Consider the following 16,579-nt stretch of genomic DNA (forward strand, 5'->3'; position numbering starts at 1 on the left):
CGACGAACCCACTCGGGGGTAGAGCCTGCTCCACCTCGGTCCCGGCAGCCTGCGTGATCGATCCGCCCACCCGTCCGGAACTAACTTCTTGGCCAGAAGTCGTTGCGAGCCAAGGAGAACGTGATGAGGGCAGACGCGCTGTCGCTGCAGGCGGTGCGGAAGGTGTACGGCTCGGGAGGCGGTGCCGTCACCGCGCTGGACGAGGTCACCGTCGCCATCCGGCGGGGCACGTTCACCGCCGTGATGGGACCGTCCGGCTCGGGCAAGAGCACCTTCCTGCACTGCGCGTCGGGCATGGACCGGCCGACGTCCGGCCGCGTGCTGCTCGGCGACACCGACCTCGGTGGGCTGAAGGAGGCCGCGCTGACGCAGGTCCGGCGCGACCGGATCGGCTTCGTCTTCCAGGCCTACAACCTGCTGCCGTCGCTGACCGTCGAGCAGAACATCACCCTGCCGCTGCGCCTCGCCGGACGTGCCGCGGACCGGAGCTGGCTGCGCGAGATCGTCGGCCGCGTCGGCCTCGACGGGCGGCTCGACCGGCTCCCGGCCGAACTGTCCGGCGGCCAGCAGCAACGCGTCGCGATCGCCCGCGCCCTGGTCGCCCGGCCCGAGGTCGTGCTGGCCGACGAACCGACCGGCGCGCTGGACTCCCGGACGGCGCACCAGGTGCTGAGCCTGCTGCGGTCCATTGTGGACGACATGGGGCAGACCGTTCTGATGGTCACGCACGACCCCGTCGCGGCCTCGGCCGCGCACAGCGTGCTGTTCCTGGCGGACGGACGGCTGGCGGGCGAGCTGGTCTCGCCGACGCCCGAGAAGGTCGCCGAGCGCATGACGCACCTCGGGGAGTGGTGAGCGGTGCTGACCCTCGCCTGGCAGACCGTCAAGGCCCGCACCAGCGGGTTCATCGGGGCGTTCGTCGCCGTCCTGTGCGGCACCGCGCTCGTCGCGGCCTGCGGGATCCTGATGGAGTCGGGCCTGCGCGGTGGCGTCCCGACCCAGCGTTACGCGGCCGCCGACGTGGTCGTCACGGGTGACCGGACCGTGCGGCCACCCGGCGGCGACGTGATGGCGTTCGAACACGCCGCCGAACAGCCGTCCCTGCCCGCCTCGCTGGTCGCGAAGATCGCGGCCGTGCCGGGTGCGCGAGCCGTTCCCGAGCAGACGTTCCCGGCCGTGGTGGTCGGGAAGGACGGGCAGCCTCTCGCGGCCAAGCCGTCCTTCGGTCACAACTGGGACTCCGCCGTGCTGGCGCCGTTCACGGTGAAGGAGGGGAACGCGCCGCAGCAGGGCGAGGTGGTCCTGGACTCGGGCCTGGCGGCCGAGGCGGGCGTCGGCGTCGGCGGCGAGGTGCGGGTGATGACCCGCTCGGCTCCCGTGACCTACCGCGTGGCCGGGGTCGCCGAGGCGGCCGGTGCGGCACGCCAGGCCTCCCTCTTCTTCAGCGAGGCCACGGCTGCCGAGCTCGCCGGGAACCCCGACCGAGTGAGCGCCATCGGTGTGCTGGGTGCCTCGGCGCAGCGGATCGAGGACGCCCTCGCCGGCGACCACGTCACCGTGTCGTCCGGCGCCGACCGCAGCGCCGCCGAGTTCGACGACGTCAGCCAGACCAAGTCGATCCTCGCGATCCTGGCCGGGTCGTTCGGCGGGTACGCGGTCCTGGTCGCGATCTTCGTCGTGGCCAGCACCCTCGCGCTCACCGTCGAGCAACGCCGCCGCGAGTTCGCGCTGCTCCGGGCCGTCGGCGCGACGCCGCGGCAGATCCGCAGGCTGATCGGCGTCGAGACGACGGTCGTCTCGGTGGTCGCCGGTGTGCTCGGCAGCCTGCTCGGCATCGGGGTGAGCCAGGGCCTGCGGGCCGCGTTCGCGAGGATCGGCGTCGTACCGGCAGACTTCGCGCTCTCGATCAGCCCGATCCCGCTGGTCGCGGCCCTGCTGATCGGTGTGGGCGCGGCCAGGCTCGCGGCCTGGAGCGCGGCGCGCAGGCCGTCGTCGATCAACCCCGTCGAGGCGCTCGGCGAGGCCGCGGTGCAGAAGCGGGACGTCGGCAAGGTCCGGCTCGCCCTCGGCTGGGGCCTCACGGCGCTCGGGCTCGGCGCGACGGCGGTGCCGTTGTTCCTCGGCGGGCAGCTCGGCGCGGCGATGTCGGTGATGGCGGCGCTCGTGCTGATCATCGGGCTGACGCTCACCGGGCCGCGGCTGATCGGCGGGGCGGTGCGGGTGATCGCGCCCGCCCTCTCCAGGACGGGCGTGAGCGGCTACCTGGCCTCGGCGAACGTCTCGAGGAACTCGCGCAGGCTCGCGGCAGCGGTCACGCCGTTGATGCTGGCCATCGGGTTCCTGGTGGTCAACTTCTACAGCCAGACGACCCTCACGGCCGCCGTGCGGCAGCAGACCGAGCGGTCGATCACCGCCGACCACGTGATCACCGGCGTCACGGGCGTGCCCGCCGAGGTCGTCCGGCAGATCAACGACGGCACCGCCACGTCGCTGGTGCGCACCCAGGTGATCACCGCCAGCAAGACGGGGGACACCGTCGAAGTGCAGAGCCGTCCTGCCAACGGGCTGGACGCCACCGCGAGCGGCATGGTCGACCTGGGCGTCGAGTCCGGCAGCATCGACGACCTCCGGCCCGGCACGGTGGCGTTGAGCGCCGCGCACGCCTCCTGGGAGGACAAGAAGGTCGGCGACACGGTGGAGTTCTGGTTCGCGGACGGTCAGCAGGCGAACTTGAAGGTCATCGCGACCTACGAGCACGACCTCGCGTTCGGCGACTACGTGCTCTCCGCCGCCGACGCCCGCGCCCACACCAGGGCCGGCATGGACAGCGCCGTGCTGGTCAAGGCCGCGGACGCCACCGCCCTCAACGCCCTGACCAGCCGTTATCCGGGCCTGCAGGTGACCGAGCGGGTGGCGGCGCAGGACCGCAGTGCCGAGCGGACGCAGTTCTTGCTCAACCTGGTCGCGGTCGGCGTGATCCTCGGGTACGTCGCGATCTCCGTGTCGAACACCCTGGTGATGTCGACGGCCGCCCGCCGCCGCGAGTTCGCGCTGCTGCGCCTCGTCGGCACCGGACGCCGCCAGATCGTCCGGATGATGCGGACCGAAGCGCTGCTCACGGTCGGACTGGCCGCGGTGCTGGGGTCGCTGGTGGCGGCGGTCCCGCTGGTGATGCTCGCGATCGGCCTCACCGGAAGCCCCCTGCCCGACGGCCCGATCCCCGTCTACCTGGGCGCACTCGCCGGGGCCGCGCTGCTCGGCGTCGTGTCGATCGGGGTGTCCACCCGGTTGTCGTTGCGCGCCAGACCCATCGACGCCATCGGCACCCGCGAGTGAACACGACGAAGGCCACCCGGCACCGGGTGGCCTTCGTCGTGCGTGGTCATCAGCCCACGGGCGGGGCCATGTCGAACCAGTTGAAGCCCTCCACCAGCACCGTGGTGGTCGACGTCGAGCCCGCCGTGGTGAGCTGCCAGCGCGTCACCGTGCGGTAGGTGCCCGGCGTGAGGCTCTCGTCCGTGTCGGTGTCCGGGTTGTCGGTGACCGGGCTGTACTCGTAGACGGACCTCTTCGTCAGCGTCGCGTTGACCGTCGCGGTCGCGGACTGCGTCTTCAGGTACTCACCCACGCCGTGGTCGGCCGCCTTGGCCGGGTCGGTGTAGCGGACCTGCACGGTGTTGCCGCCGAACGACCCCTCGACCGCCGTCAGCGTGACGAGGTGGCCGCCACCGCGCTGCAGGCTGTTCTGCGGGCCGGCCGAGTAACGGCCGTAGAGCACCTGCAACGGCCCGCGGGCCAGCTTCTTCGCCATGTCGCCGCCGAAGTCCGCGTTCCCGTGCGGGCTGATGCCCTCGGTGGCGGTGCTCCAGCCCGCGTCCCGGGCGGGCTTGGTCGCGATGGTCCACGCGGTCCGCAGGTTGCTGAGCTTCGTGCCCTTGCTCGTGTACTTCGCGTCGACGCCGATCCGCCCAATCGAGTTGGTGATCACGTTGTGGTCGGCGGGGTCGTTCGGGTCGAGGTTCTTGACCTTCGTGGTCAGCCACCCGACCGGCGCGTTCCGGTTGTGCGCCCAGTGGTGCAGCACGTTGTAGAGCGACGACGGGCCGCAGTACGAGCCACCGTTGTTCTCCAGACCCGCGCGGTACTGGTCGACGTCGCTGACGCCGCACTGCTTCACCGAGAAGTCCGCACCGGCCAGGTCGGCGACCTTCACGCACGGCGCGGGCTGGCCGATGATCGGGTCCGCTGCGGCCACGGCCGGCAGGGCGATGGTCGAGAGGGTGGCGGCGGCGATGATGGCCTGGCGGATCATGGTCTCTACCTTCCGTTCGCGGAATGCGTTGGTAGGTAAAGACTGTTCGAACGCCGGCGCGAAGGCATGAGGGATGACCCCTCAACTCCGACTGCGAAAAAGTTGGGTGTATCAGGCCATCCGTTACCTGAAGTGTGAGTGAACGTGAGGTCACGACGTTCAGACAGCCGTCGCCTTGCGGCGTCGGCGTTGACCCGTACTGGTTGGTGCGGGTCTTCCCGTGGCGGTACCCGTTGCCCGCGTGGTGCGGGTCTTACGCAGGTTTCCAGCGGGCTCGTTTACCGTCGCCCCGCAACTCGGGGAGGACGTCTCGCGGTGCGCGAGCGCGGCGAGGTTGCGTGCGGCGTTGAGATCACGGTCCAGGACCAGACCACACGCGTCGCAGCGATACAGGCGGTCGGACAGGCGCAGTTTGGCTTTCACCACACCACAGTCCGAACACGTCTTGGAGGAGGGATACCACCGGTCGGCGACGTGCACGCGCACGCCCGCCCATCCGGCCTTGTACTCGATCTGGCGGCGCAGCTCGGCCATGCCGACCCCGGCGATGTGCCGGGCCAGCCGTCGGTTGCGCAGCATGCCGGCCACGTTCAGGTCCTCGATCACGACTGTTCCGTGGGTGCGCACGAGCCGGGTGGTGAGCTTGTGCAGCCCGTCACGGCGAGCATTCGTGATCGCGGAGTGCAGCCGTGTGATGCGCGCCTGAGTCTTGCGCCACCGGGCGGAGGGTTTCTGGCGGGTACGCCGGTCGGGGCCGGTGCGGCGGGCGGCCTGGCGCTGCAGGCGCCGCAGCTCCCGCCGCGCCACGTCCAGGTGCCGCGGGTTCGCGACGGTCTCGCCGGTCGACAGCACGGCCAGTGACGTCACGCCCAGGTCGACACCCACTACGCTGCCGGGCCGCACGGGCGCGGGGTCGGCGCGGGTGATCTCCACGGAGAACGCCACGAACCACCGCCCGCACCGGTACGACACAGTGGCCGAGCGAATTCGGGCGGTACCACGCGCGACGTGCCGGGCAAGCTTCCGGGTTGACTCGTGGGTGCGCACCAGGCCGATACGGGGCAGCTTCACATGCCGACGATCTTCGGCGAGACCGAACGCACCGGTGGTGAACCGGCACGACAAACCAGCCCGCTTCCCCTTAAACCGGGGGAACCCGAGCCCGCGACCCTTCCGTGTGCCCTTCCTGGAGTCGGCCCAGTTGCCCAAGGCGGTCGCCAGGTTGGCCAGGCCCGACGAATAGGCTTCCTTCGAGTTCTCCGCCCACCACGGCGCGACCATGTCCTTGGCCTGGTTCCAGTCCTTACGCAGACCGTAAGCCGACCACGACACCGACGGAGTCAGCTGCGTTTCGCTGAGGTCATAGGTCTTCTCCGCGGCCCGCTGGTCGAGATTCGCCTTCACCCGCGCCAGACCCCAGTTGAAAGCACGCCGCTGGCCACCACAATGCGACCGCAACGCCCGCTCCAGAGCGGGGCCAGGGTCCAGCGCGAACCGGTACGCCTGGATCACACACGACACACTATCGAACGCCTGTTCCCATCAGTGCGAACGGGCATCCCAGCTCACAGACGAACACACGCCCCAACCACCGAGCAGTTCCGAATCCCCCACGCGCCTCTGTTAGAGAACGTGCTGCACCGGACTGGGCTGAGTGCCGAGGTGCATCGGCATCGAATGCAGGCCGTAGACGATCGAGAGCTTGCGGAACGACAGGTCGCCCGGCGCGACCGCGAGGCGCATCTCCGGGAACCGCTTGACGAGCGCCGGGTAGGCGATCCGCAGCTCCATCTTCGCGAGCTCGGCACCGATGCACCGGTGCGCGCCGTAGCCGAACGCGAGGTGCTGGCCCGCCGCCCGCTCCGGCACGATGACGTCCGGGGAGGGGTACGCGCTCGGGTCGCGGTTCGCCTGCGACAGCGAGCAGGCCACGATGTCGCCCGCCTTGATCTTCGTCCCGGCGACCTCGATGTCGTGCCGCGCGATCCGCAGGAACGCCACCGACACGACGCTGAGGTGCCGCAGCAGCTCGTCGACCAGGCCGTTCACGGCCTTCTCGTCGCCGAGCGCCTGCTCGCGCAGGCCGGGGTCGCGCAGCATCGCGAGCGCGCCGAGCGAGATCATGCTCGCCGTCGTCTCGAACCCGCCGGTCAGCAGCCCGTCCGCGAGGCCCGCCAGCTCGTCGTCGCCCAGGTCGTCACCGTGCTTGCGGACGAGCTCGCCGAGCAGCCCGTCGGTCGGGTTGCGCCGCTGGGCCTGTACGAGCTCCCGGAAGTAGACGATCGACTCGGACACGGCCGACAGCGACGTCGTGGCCGCGCCGCCGAGGTCGAACCGCGAGACGCTGCGCCGCTGGAACTCCTCGCGCTCACTCGCGGGCACGCCCAGCAGCTCGCAGATCGTGAGCGCAGGGACCGTCATCGCGAAGTGCTCGACGAGGTCGACGGGACCGTCCTTCATGGACATCAGGTCGAGCTGGTCCGCCACGATCTGCTCGATCCGCGGCACCAGCCGGGAGAGCCGCCGCATGGTGAACTCCGGCGTCAGCACCTTGCGCAGCCGCGTGTGCTCCGGCGGGTCGCTGAACCCGAGTCCGCCCGGTGCCTCGTCCGAGAAGAGCCCCAGTTCGCGCAGGTGGCCGAAGTCGTTGCTGAACGCCTCGGAGTCCACCAGCACCTGCTTGGACGCCTCGTACCCAGTCACCAGCCACACCGTGACCGGCAGCGGCAGCCGCGTGACCGGCCCGTGCGCCTGCATCCGCGCCAGTTCCGGCACCGGGTCCAACCCGTTGCGCCGCAGCGGGGCGAGCACGCGAGAAGGCACGAACCAGGACGACTCGAGGTCGAACCCGGTCTTGCTGAGGTGCGCGAGGAACCGCTTCCCCATCCACTCGGTCACGCGCGACCGGACGTCGGTCGCTGACTGCAGAACTTCCCACATGACGCGGCTGCCTTTCGGCGGAAAGGGGTTACGAGCTGATGATGTCCGTCGGAACGGACAATAACGACGGTGCCGCTTCCTCGCGTCATCCCTGGGCCTAACGCGCCGTCATACTTTGGTCCAGATGTCGATCAGAACCGGTGCGGGCGGTGCGGAGGGCGTTCGAAACGGTACGGAGCGTCAACCTCGCCATGTGTCCGTGCGCCTGGACTTGCCCGGCACGGATGAGCGTGCCGGGCGCCGATCCTCCCAAATAGATCGAACTCAGGTACCGCGCGTTCGGCGACAGGTCCGGATCGCGGGTCGTCCCCACACATTCGGCCCTCCGGTCAGCGGACTCCCCGAAGAATCGGGTCTGTGACGTCGCGCACGAGCTCGCTGATCAACCCCCGCGCGCGGGCGCCCGCCGTTCTGGCAATGTCTGCCCCGTGACGAGCGCTGAGGACTTCGATCGCTGGTACGCCGACCGGGCCGCGTCGCCGCTGGCCGACGACCTGGTGCGGCGGACGCTCGGCCTCCCGCCGCACCTCGACTCGACCAGCCTGCTCGGCGGGACCGGCCTCGACGAGGTCGTGGCGGCGTTGCGCCCTGGGGCAAGGCCGCGTGCTGCTGGACCTGGCGTGCGGCCGCGGCGGGTACGGGCTTGAGATCGCGCGCCGCACCGGGTGCCGGCTGGTCGGGGTGGACTTCTCCGCCGTGGCCGTCGAGCAGGCCAGGAAGAGCAGCGGCGGCGGTGACTTCCGGGTCGGCACGCTCGCCGCCACAGGCTTGAGCTCCTCCTCTGTGGACGCTGTGCTCGTGGTCGACGCGCTGCAGTTCGCCGAGTCCAAGCCGGGTGCGCTGCGGGAGTGCCTGCGCGTCCTGCGACCCGGCGGCCGGCTGGCCATCACCTGCTGGCAGCCGGTCGACCCCGCCGACGAACGTGTCTGGCACCGGTTCCGCGAGCTCGACCTCGCCCGCCAGCTCCCCGACGCCGGGTTCACCGACGTCGAGGTGACCGACCGTCCCGCCTGGCGCGAGCACGAGAAGCGGATGTGGGAGGAAGCCCTCGCCACCGACGCGCCCGACGACCCCGCGATGGTGTCGATGCAGCAGGAGGCGCGGAGCGTCCTGGCCACGTTCGACCGGAAGCACCGCGTCCTCGCCACCGCGACCAGACCGCGCTGATCAGTGGCAGTGGCCCTGCCTGCCGAGGGTCTCGACCGCCGCCGCACCCGGCCGGGTCCACTGCGGCACGGGCCTGCTGTCCTCACCCCAGCTCGACTCGCCGTCCGCGTTCGTCCGCCAGAACCACCCGGCCTGCCGCGCCTCCGGCCAGCCCTCCGGGTGCTGTTCCCAGGCTTCGCCGCGCCCGCGCACGGTCATGTCGAGCAGGTTCAGCGACCCGTTGACCCGCTCGCAGCCGCGCCCGGTCGTGGAGTAGGTGAGGAACGTGCGGTCGCCGTCCCGCAGGTAGCTGGTCAGGTAGCCCATCTCGCCGCCGGCGGGACCGTCCACTCCGCGCACCGAGTACCAGGGCTGCGTGTAGCCCATGAACTCGACGAACGCCGCCATCTCGTCCCACGCGCCGGTGGTCAGCATCGCGAACGACACCCCGCGCGCGTTGAGGTAGGCGGCGTTGTCGAAGTGCCACGGCACGTGCGTGCAGCCCTCGCACTGCCCCTGGTGCGGCGCGCCGTCCCACCACATGTGCTTGTAGACGACGAGCTCGTCGCGGCCCTGGAAGAGGTCGATGAACGGCACGGGCCCGTCGGCGCCGACGACCTCGACCTTCCCGTCGAACTCGACCATCGGCAGCTTCCGGCGTTCGGCCGCGATCGCGTCGCCCTCGCGGGTGTGGGCCTTCTCGCGGACCAGCAGCGCGTCCCGGGCCTGCTGCCAGGTGGCGAGGTCGGTGACGGGCGGGCGTCCGGTCATGGTCAGTCCTCCGTGGTGTGTGGTCGTCCTTCCACACCTGCGTCGAAGCTAGGCCCGTCGTTTCGACATCTCCCGCCGCGCGGCACCGGTGTCGAGCCACAGTTCTTTCGGACGGCTCGGCAGCGGGTCGTGGCGGAAGTAGGGCTCCCACTGGCCGCCCGTCCTCGGCAGAGGCGCCGGTACGTCGTTCGCGAGCCACCGCCACAGCTCCGCCGAGATCGGCACGGCCGTCCCGGGCACCGGCCAGGCCTCGCCGGTCTGCGGATGCCGGGGCACCAGCAGGAGGTCGGCCCTGGCGGTCAGACCCGGCCCGGCGAGAGCCAGGGTTCTGGGAGGTCCGCCCGGCGTCCGCGCGTCGAGATGGCTCTGGAACAGGTCGGCGACCGGCCCGGCCGCGGCGACCACACGCGCGTCCTCCGCCGCGAGCAGCACCCCGGCGAGAGCGACCCCGGCGGCGATCCCCACGCGGCGGGGCCACCACAGCTCGCTCTCGGTCAGCGGCACTTCGTCCCAGTCGAACGCCTCCCACGGCCGCACCGGTTCCGGCTCGCCGCCCGCCCGCACGGCACCAGGCGCGAACCGCACCACCTGCCACCGTGAACAGTCGTCCACCCGCGTGGCGACGGGCTGCCCGCACGCGCAGGCGAGATTCGGGTCAGGTCCGTCCACCCCGCAGCACCAGCCCTCCGGGTGTTCGTCCATCCAGGACAGGCCACGCGCGTCACCGGGGCCGACGAGGAAGTCGCCCTGCGCGGCATAGGTGCCCGGCGGCAGGAGTGACGGCGTGAACTCGGTGCTGTTCGCCCACTCGTAGTGCTCGTGGTCGGGCCGGTCGACCTGCCTCAGCGCATCAGTCAGCGTCGCACCGCACGCCACGCACTCGAACACCACCACCGGACCATCATCCGGCGCCGGTCCAGCGAGTTAGCCCGATCTCGGCGCCCCGCCACCGCCGACGCAGCCATCGGTCGTGGCTCGCGACCACGATCGCGCCCGGCCCCGGCCCCAGCGCGTCCTCCAGCTCGTCGCACAGCGTCGGCGACAGGTGGTTGGTCGGCTCGTCGAGCAGCAGCAGGTGCGGTGGGTCGGCCACCAGCAACGCCAGCGCGAGACGGCGTCGCTGGCCCACGGACAACGTGCCGACGGGCTTGCCCAGGTCCCACTTGTGCAGCAGCCCCAACGATTCCAGCGGCACCTGGGCGACCCGTTCGGCGCCGAGCGCGCGGCCGTAGGTGCCTCGCGGGGTGAGGCGGGGGTTCGCGAACGACGTGTCCTGGTCGAGAAGTCCGATGCGAACGCCGGGTTGCCGCCGCACACCCGCGGCCTCCAGCATCCCGGCCAGCACGAGCAGCAACGTCGACTTGCCCGCGCCGTTCGGGCCGGTCACGAGCAGCCGGTCGCCGTCACGGACGTCGAGGAGGTCGAGCGCGAGCCGTCCGGGCACCCGGACCTTCCGCAACGACACCAGGTCCTCTGCCTGCACCGCCACGACGTCGGGTTCGAACCGCAGCGGGCGCGGGGGAGCGGGCACGGCGTGGCGTTCCAGCTCCTCGAGGCGCCGGGTGGCGTTGCGGACGCGGCGGGAGATCTGGCTCTGCACGCGGTTCGCGCGCACGCCGTAACCCATCTTGTCGCTGTCGCGCATGGTCCGGTTCGGCGCGACCTGTCCCGCGATGAGTCCGAGCGACTCGCGCACCTGGGACAACTCCTCCTGTTCCTCGGCGTACCGGCGTTCCCAGCGGTCGCGGTCGGCGCGCTTCTGCCGCAGGTACTCGCTGTACGTGCCGCCGAACCGCACCGGCCCGTCCACCGTCTCGTCGAGGTCGACCAGGTCGGTGCACACCGCGTCGAGGAACGCCCTGTCGTGGCTCGCCAGCACCACGACACCGGGCAGCGACCGCAGCTGCTCCTCCAGGAACGCCGCGGCGTCGTCGTCGAGGTGGTTGGTCGGTTCGTCGAGCAGCAACGCGGCCGGCCGCCGGATCACCAGCGCGGCCAGGTCGAGGCGGCGCCGCTCACCACCGGACAACGACCCGAGCGTGCGGTCCAGGGTCACCTCGCCGAGCCCGAGTCCACCGAGGACGATCCCGGCCCGGCGGTCCGCGTCCCAGGCCTCGTGCAGCTGGGCCAGTTCCAGGCGTTCCGAGTACTCCTCCAGGTACGCCGGGTCCGCGACCAGCGCGCCCAGCCGTTCCAGCTCGGCCAGGTCGGCGCGTGCCTCGGACAGGGCGTCGTCCACCACGTCCGAGACGGTCGCCGAGTCCGGGAACGGCATCTCCTGGTGCAGGAACCCGAGGTCGTGCGGGCGCGTGACCACACCGCCGTCGGGCTGGTCGACGCCCGCGAGCAGGCGCAGCAACGTCGACTTGCCCGCGCCGTTCTCGCCGATCAGCCCGATCCGCCGGCCGGGTGCCGCGGTCAGCGACACCCCGTCGAGCACCCGCCTGCCGCCGAACCCGCGCACCAGCTCGGTGGCGACCAGTGCCTCAGCCATGCGAGGCCTCCAGCAGCCTGCCGCCCTCGAGGCGCAGCCGGCGGTCGATCCTCACCTCGCTCAGGAACCGCTCGTCGTGGCTGACGACGACGAACGCGCCCCGGTACGTGTTGAGCGCGCTCTCCAGCTGCCCGGCGCTGACCAGGTCGAGGTTGTTCGTCGGTTCGTCGAGCAGGAGCAGTTGCGGCGCGGGCTCGGCGAACAGGACGCAGGCCAGCGTCGCCCGCAGCCGTTCGCCACCGGAGAGCACCCCGACCGGCAGGTGCGCGCGGGCACCGCGGAACAGGAAGCGCGCCAGCAGGTTCATCCGCTCGGCCGGGGGCATCGCCGGGGCGAACGCCTCCAGGTTCTCCGCCACCGTGCGGGAGTCGTCGAGCAGGTCCAGCCGTTGCGACAGGTACGCGACCCGGCCGTCGGCCCGTTTCACGTCACCGCTGTCCGGCGTGAGGGAACCGTGGACCACCCGCAGCAGCGTCGACTTGCCCGCGCCGTTCGGTGCGGCCAGCGCGATCCGTTCCGGGCCCCGGATCGCGAAGTCCAGGCCCGAGAACAATTCGCGCACGCGGATGTCCGAGCCGAGGAACAACGTCCGTCCGGCGGGCACCGCCGTCTGCGGCAGCTCCAGGCTGATCTTCTGCTCGTCCTTCACCGCCCGCTCGGCCTGGTCGAGCTTCGACCGGGCCGCGCCGAGGCGGGCCGCGTGCGTGCCGTCCGCCTTGGCCGCCGACACCTCCGCGCTCCGCTTCATGTTGCCCGCGAAGATGCGGGGCAGCCCCGCGTTCGAGAGGTTGCGCTGCGCGTTGGACGCCCGGCGCGCGGCACGTTCGCGGGCCTGCTGCATCTCCCGCTTCTCGCGTTTGACCTCCTGCTCGGCGCTGCGGACGTTCTTCTCCGCCACCTCGCGCTCGGCGGCCACGGCCACCTCGTACTCGGAGAAGTTCCCGCCGTAGAAGCGGACCTCCCCGCCGTCGAGCTCCGCGATCCGGTCCATCCGGTCGAGCAACGCCCGGTCGTGGCTCACCACGAGCAGGCACCCGCGCCAGTCGTCGAGCACGTCGTAGAGCCGGTACCGGGCGTCCAGGTCGAGGTTGTTGGTCGGTTCGTCGAGCAGCAGCACGTCCGGCTGCTTCAGCAACTGCGCCGCGAGCCCGAGCGAGATGACCTGCCCGCCGCTCAGCGTGCCGAGCACCCGGTCGAGCGCGAGGTCGCCGAGCCCGAGCCGGTCGAGCTGGGCGCGCGTGCGTTCCTCCAGGTCCCAGTCGGTGCCGATGGTGGTGAAGTGCTCCTCGCCGACGTCACCGGACTCGACGGCCGCGATGGCGCGCAGCACGTCCGCGACGCCGAGCACCTCGGCCACGGTCAGCCCGGCGGTGAGCGGCAGGTCCTGCGGGAGGTAGCCGAGGACCCCCTCGACGGACACGGTGCCCTCGGATGGCGCCAAAGTTCCCGCCACGAGTTTGAGCAGCGTCGACTTCCCGGCGCCGTTCGGGGCGACGAGACCGGTGCGCCCGCCGGGCACCGAGACGGACAGGCCGTCGAACACAGGGGTGTCGTCCGGCCACGAGAAGGACAGGGAGGACACGACGATGAATGCGTCGGACATGGGTGTGAGACCTCGAAAGATGTGCTGCGCGCGGCACGACCGCGCGTGCGGAAAAGGGGACGACGAGATGGCCACCAGCGATCGATGGCCTGGCACATCCAGGGCTCACCCTGAGATGTCGTCTTCACCCACCAGCACGTCGAACTCCTAGAGGAGACGGTTGATCTCGCCATCCACAGTAGCAGCGCCGCGGGAACCGCGCAGATAGGGTTTCGGCATGACCGTTCTCGACTTGCTGCGCGAGCGCAGGCAGCACCAAAGCGTTCCAGGGCAACGGAAGGACGACTCTCGCCTGGTCCTGCTCGTCGAAGGCGGGAGCTCACGCGGTGTCTACTCCAGCGGCATGACCGTCGCGATCGAACGCCTCGGGCTGCTGCCCCTGTTCGACGCCGTCTACGGCAGCTCGGCGGGCTCGCTGAACGCGGCCTGGCTGCTCTGCGGCCGTGCCGACCGCAGCAAACACGCGTGGTGGGACCCGGCCGTCATGCGCACGACGATCAACCCGCGCCGCGCCTTCAGCCGTCGCCCGGTCGTGGACACCCGGCACCTCGTCCACACCATCTACACCGAGGTCCACCCGATGGGGTTCCAGGAGATCCTCGACAACCCCGTCGAGTTCCACCCGATGGCCACGGACGGCCTCACCGGTGATGCGGTCGACCTGCACGCGCACATCCGCGACCAGCTGAGCCTGCAGACCGCGTTGCGGGCCTCGGCCGCCATGCCGTTCCTCGCGGGCGACCCGGTGATGATCGACGGACGCCCGTACGTCGACGCCGGGCTGAGCGAGACGATCCCCGTCGGCACGGCGGTCTCGCAGGGCGCCACCCACGTCGTCGCCCTGCGCACGCGGCGCGAGGACGAGTCCCAGGGCATGCCGCCGTCCCGCAGCGAGCGCTTCGTGCTGTCGCGCTGGTTCGCCCGGCACGCGCCCGGAGTCGTGGCGAACTGGTTGCGCCGCGAGGAGATCCGGGCGCAGGACGAGGAACTGCTCGCCACGCATCCGGCGTGCCTGCAGATCAGGCCGCCGCTCGGGAGCGCGGTGATCGGGCGGACGGAACGGCGCCCGCAGGTCATGCAGGACGCGCTGGACGTGGGGGTGGCGGCGGCGATGCGCGACCTGGCCGCCGTCGAGATGAGCCGCTAACCGCCTGCGTGCGGACAGGCCGGCCGCGAGCACGCCGCCGACCGCCCACGTGTGGGCATGGCGGCCGCGAGTCACGTCGCTGACTGCCCACGTGCGGGCCCGCCGCCCGCGAGCCACGCCGCCGACCACCCTTGTGCGGGCCCGCCGCCCGCTCTACGGTATCGCAACAACCTGTTGCGAATTGGAGGGCTGCCGGTGGCGGGGCGACCGCGGGATCCCGAGCTCGAACAGCGGCTGCTGGCGACCGCGTGGTCGCTGCTGACCTCGCACGGCTACGACGCGCTGACGCTGACGCAGGTCGCGGCCCAGGCGGGGGCGCACCGGACCGACGTGTACCGGCGCTGGCGCAGCAAGGTGCGGCTGGTCGCGGACGTGCTCGACGCGTACCTGCCGCCCGTGCCGGACCCGGACACCGGCACGCTGCACGGCGACCTCAGGGCGTTCGCGGAGGACCTGGCCGGGGCCTGGAACGAGCCCTGGAACGACGGCCTGGTCGGCTTCCTCGCGGATCTGCGCGGGGACGGCGAGGCCGAGCGGACGTTCCGCGCGCTGGTCTCGCGGCGGTCGCAGCCGCTGGTCGACGCGATCGCACGCGCTGTGCGGCGTGGGGAGATCGCCGAGGTGCCGGAGCTGCCGTTCGTCGGCAACCTGCTCGAAGGCCCGCTGATGCACCGGCGGATGTTCGGTGGCACGCCGCTGACGTCCGACGAACTCGACGTGGTCACGTGGTCGGTGCACCGCCTGCTGACCGGGGCCTCGGTGAAACCATGAGCCCGCACGAACTCACGGCCGCGCAACAGCTGTCCGCCTTGCGCGCCAAGGAGATCAGCTCCCGCGAACTGACCGAGCACTACCTCGCTCGAATCGAACGGCACGCGGATCTCGGCGCGTTCGTCACGCTCAACGAGAAGGCGCTGGAGGAAGCAGACCGCGCGGACGAGCGGTTGGCGCAGGGGGATGAGGCCGCGCTGCTCGGATTGCCGCTGGGCATCAAGGACCTCGCCGCCACGGCGGGGATCCGCACGACTTTCGGGTCGGCAGCGCTGACGGAGTACGTGCCGGTGGAGGACTCGTGGACGGTCGGGCTGCTGCGGCGGGCCGGGGTGGTCGTGCTGGGCAAGACGAACACGTCGGAGTTCGGCGCGAGCTGTTACACCGAGAACGACGTCACCCCGAATCCGGCCGTTACCCCTTACGCCCCAACGCGTTATTCGAGCGGATCCAGCGGTGGCGCGGCCACGGCGGTCGCGGCGGGACTGCTGCCGGTGGCGCACGCCAGCGACGGCGCGGGCTCGATCCGCACGCCCGCGGCCACCTGCCACCTGGTCGGGATGAAGCCGAGCCGCGGCCTGGTGAGCTCGGCGCCCGCCACGTCGTTCCTCCTCGCGAGCACCGAGGGTCCGATCGCGCGCACGGTCGAGGACGCGGCGTTGCTGCTGGACGTGATGGCGTCGCCCGCGCCGGGTGACCTGTACGGGTGGCGTCACGAGGGTGGCTTCCGCTCGGTGTTGCAGCGCCGGCTCAAGGTCGCGATGTGGACTGACCCCGGCACTGGCGAGAGTGCCCATCCCCAGGCGGAACTGGCCGTGCGGCGGACCGCGGAGGTGCTCACCGGCCTCGGTCACGAGGTGCGGGAGATCCCGCTGCCCGCGCGCTGGGACGAGCCCGTGAGCCGCGCAGTCCTGGTCTGGTTCGCCTACCAGGTGGGCGCGGTTGCCCGCCTGGTGGTGCCGCCGGAACGAACCCACCTGCTGCGGCCGTACTCCCGCCTCCTCCTCGACGTCGACGAAACGTTGTCCGCCAACGACATCGTCTCCGCCCAGACCCTGCTCGCCCGCTACGCCAGCGCGTTCCTGGCCGCGGTCGACGACTATGACGTCGTGCTCACGCCCACGACGAACGGTGCGCCCGTTCCGATCGGCTATTACACCGGCGACGAGGCCGACCTGATGCTGAAGTGGTCCTGCTACACGCCATGGGCGAACCTCGCCGGTGTGCCCGCGATCTCGCTCCCGTCGCACGTGGACGCCGAAGGGCTGCCGCACGGCGTGCACCTCGTCGGCCGCAACCGCCGGGACGCCGAACTGCTCGCTCTCGCCGCACAGCTGGAAAGCGCGGCGCTGTGGGACGAGCTCCACCCTCCGAGCTGGCACCGGTGAAAGGCGT

14 protein-coding genes and 1 pseudogene are annotated in these 16,579 nt (G+C 71.4%); 7 read left to right on the forward strand and 8 right to left on the reverse strand.

Annotated features, from left to right (window positions below):
- Positions 1-123 precede the first annotated feature (123 nt).
- Positions 124-855: an ABC transporter ATP-binding protein gene (locus PV646_RS15820; protein WP_500342470.1), complete on the forward strand. Its 732-nt coding sequence runs from the start codon at positions 124-126 to the stop codon at positions 853-855.
- Between the two features lie 3 nt (positions 856-858).
- Positions 859-3,336 carry an FtsX-like permease family protein gene (locus tag PV646_RS15825; protein ID WP_500342473.1) on the forward strand — a complete coding sequence of 826 codons (2,478 nt, stop codon included), beginning with the start codon at positions 859-861 and terminating at the stop codon, positions 3,334-3,336.
- A gap of 49 nt (positions 3,337-3,385) precedes the next feature.
- Here the strand turns inward: PV646_RS15825 and PV646_RS15830 are convergent, their stop codons facing one another.
- The 4 genes and pseudogenes from PV646_RS15830 to PV646_RS15845 form a co-directional block, all read right to left on the reverse strand.
- Complete coding sequence (locus PV646_RS15830) at positions 3,386-4,312, reverse strand: hypothetical protein (RefSeq protein WP_500342474.1); 927 nt, start codon at positions 4,310-4,312, stop codon at positions 3,386-3,388.
- 159 nt (positions 4,313-4,471) lie between these two features.
- Positions 4,472-5,824, reverse strand: coding sequence for an IS607 family element RNA-guided endonuclease TnpB (gene tnpB / locus PV646_RS15835; RefSeq protein WP_500342476.1), 1,353 nt, complete (start codon positions 5,822-5,824; stop codon positions 4,472-4,474).
- 111 nt (positions 5,825-5,935) lie between these two features.
- Positions 5,936-7,252 (reverse strand): cytochrome P450, encoded by a 1,317-nt coding sequence (locus PV646_RS15840; RefSeq protein ID WP_500342479.1) that lies wholly within the window; start codon positions 7,250-7,252, stop codon positions 5,936-5,938.
- 97 nt (positions 7,253-7,349) lie between these two features.
- Positions 7,350-7,571, reverse strand: a pseudogene (locus tag PV646_RS15845) (hypothetical protein); the annotation flags it as partial.
- Between the two features lie 109 nt (positions 7,572-7,680).
- Here PV646_RS15845 and PV646_RS15850 point away from each other — a divergent pair.
- A complete protein-coding gene (locus PV646_RS15850) occupies positions 7,681-7,899 on the forward strand; it encodes a hypothetical protein (RefSeq protein WP_500342482.1) in 219 nt (72 codons plus the stop codon).
- On the forward strand, positions 7,856-8,419 hold the full coding sequence (locus PV646_RS15855) for a class I SAM-dependent methyltransferase (RefSeq protein WP_500342486.1): 564 nt from the start codon (positions 7,856-7,858) through the stop codon (positions 8,417-8,419). Before PV646_RS15850 ends, PV646_RS15855 begins: the two co-directional genes overlap by 44 nt.
- Here PV646_RS15855 and PV646_RS15860 read toward each other — a convergent pair whose 3' ends face one another.
- From PV646_RS15860 to PV646_RS15875, 4 genes are read right to left on the reverse strand one after another with little or no spacing between them, the layout of a single operon-like run.
- A complete protein-coding gene (locus PV646_RS15860) occupies positions 8,420-9,169 on the reverse strand; it encodes a DUF899 family protein (RefSeq protein ID WP_500342488.1) in 750 nt (249 codons plus the stop codon).
- Positions 9,170-9,217: 48 nt separating this feature from the next.
- Entirely contained in the window at positions 9,218-10,063 is an 846-nt protein-coding gene (locus PV646_RS15865; protein ID WP_500342489.1) for a hypothetical protein, read from the reverse strand.
- 7 nt (positions 10,064-10,070) lie between these two features.
- Positions 10,071-11,663, reverse strand: a complete 1,593-nt coding sequence (locus PV646_RS15870) for an ABC-F family ATP-binding cassette domain-containing protein (RefSeq protein ID WP_500342492.1) — start codon at positions 11,661-11,663, stop codon at positions 10,071-10,073.
- Positions 11,656-13,266 carry an ABC-F family ATP-binding cassette domain-containing protein gene (locus tag PV646_RS15875; RefSeq protein WP_500342494.1) on the reverse strand — a complete coding sequence of 537 codons (1,611 nt, stop codon included), beginning with the start codon at positions 13,264-13,266 and terminating at the stop codon, positions 11,656-11,658. The genes PV646_RS15870 and PV646_RS15875 overlap by 8 nt, the downstream gene beginning before the upstream one ends.
- Before the next feature lie 217 nt (positions 13,267-13,483).
- Between PV646_RS15875 and PV646_RS15880 the strand changes: the two genes are divergently transcribed.
- The 3 genes from PV646_RS15880 (at position 13,484) to PV646_RS15890 (ending at position 16,572) form a co-directional block, all read left to right on the forward strand.
- Positions 13,484-14,413, forward strand: coding sequence for a patatin-like phospholipase family protein (locus PV646_RS15880; RefSeq protein WP_500342496.1), 930 nt, complete (start codon positions 13,484-13,486; stop codon positions 14,411-14,413).
- A 195-nt stretch (positions 14,414-14,608) separates the two neighbouring features.
- The gene (locus PV646_RS15885) at positions 14,609-15,184 is read left to right on the forward strand and encodes a TetR/AcrR family transcriptional regulator (RefSeq protein WP_500342497.1); all 576 of its coding nucleotides are present in this window, start codon (positions 14,609-14,611) and stop codon (positions 15,182-15,184) included.
- Positions 15,181-16,572: an amidase gene (locus PV646_RS15890; protein WP_500342498.1), complete on the forward strand. Its 1,392-nt coding sequence runs from the start codon at positions 15,181-15,183 to the stop codon at positions 16,570-16,572. Before PV646_RS15885 ends, PV646_RS15890 begins: the two co-directional genes overlap by 4 nt.
- Positions 16,573-16,579: the final 7 nt, after the last annotated feature.

Origin of the sequence: Streptomyces sp. ID05-26A (assembly GCF_033794685.1) — a bacterium.
Lineage (GTDB): Bacteria > Actinomycetota > Actinomycetes > Mycobacteriales > Pseudonocardiaceae > Lentzea.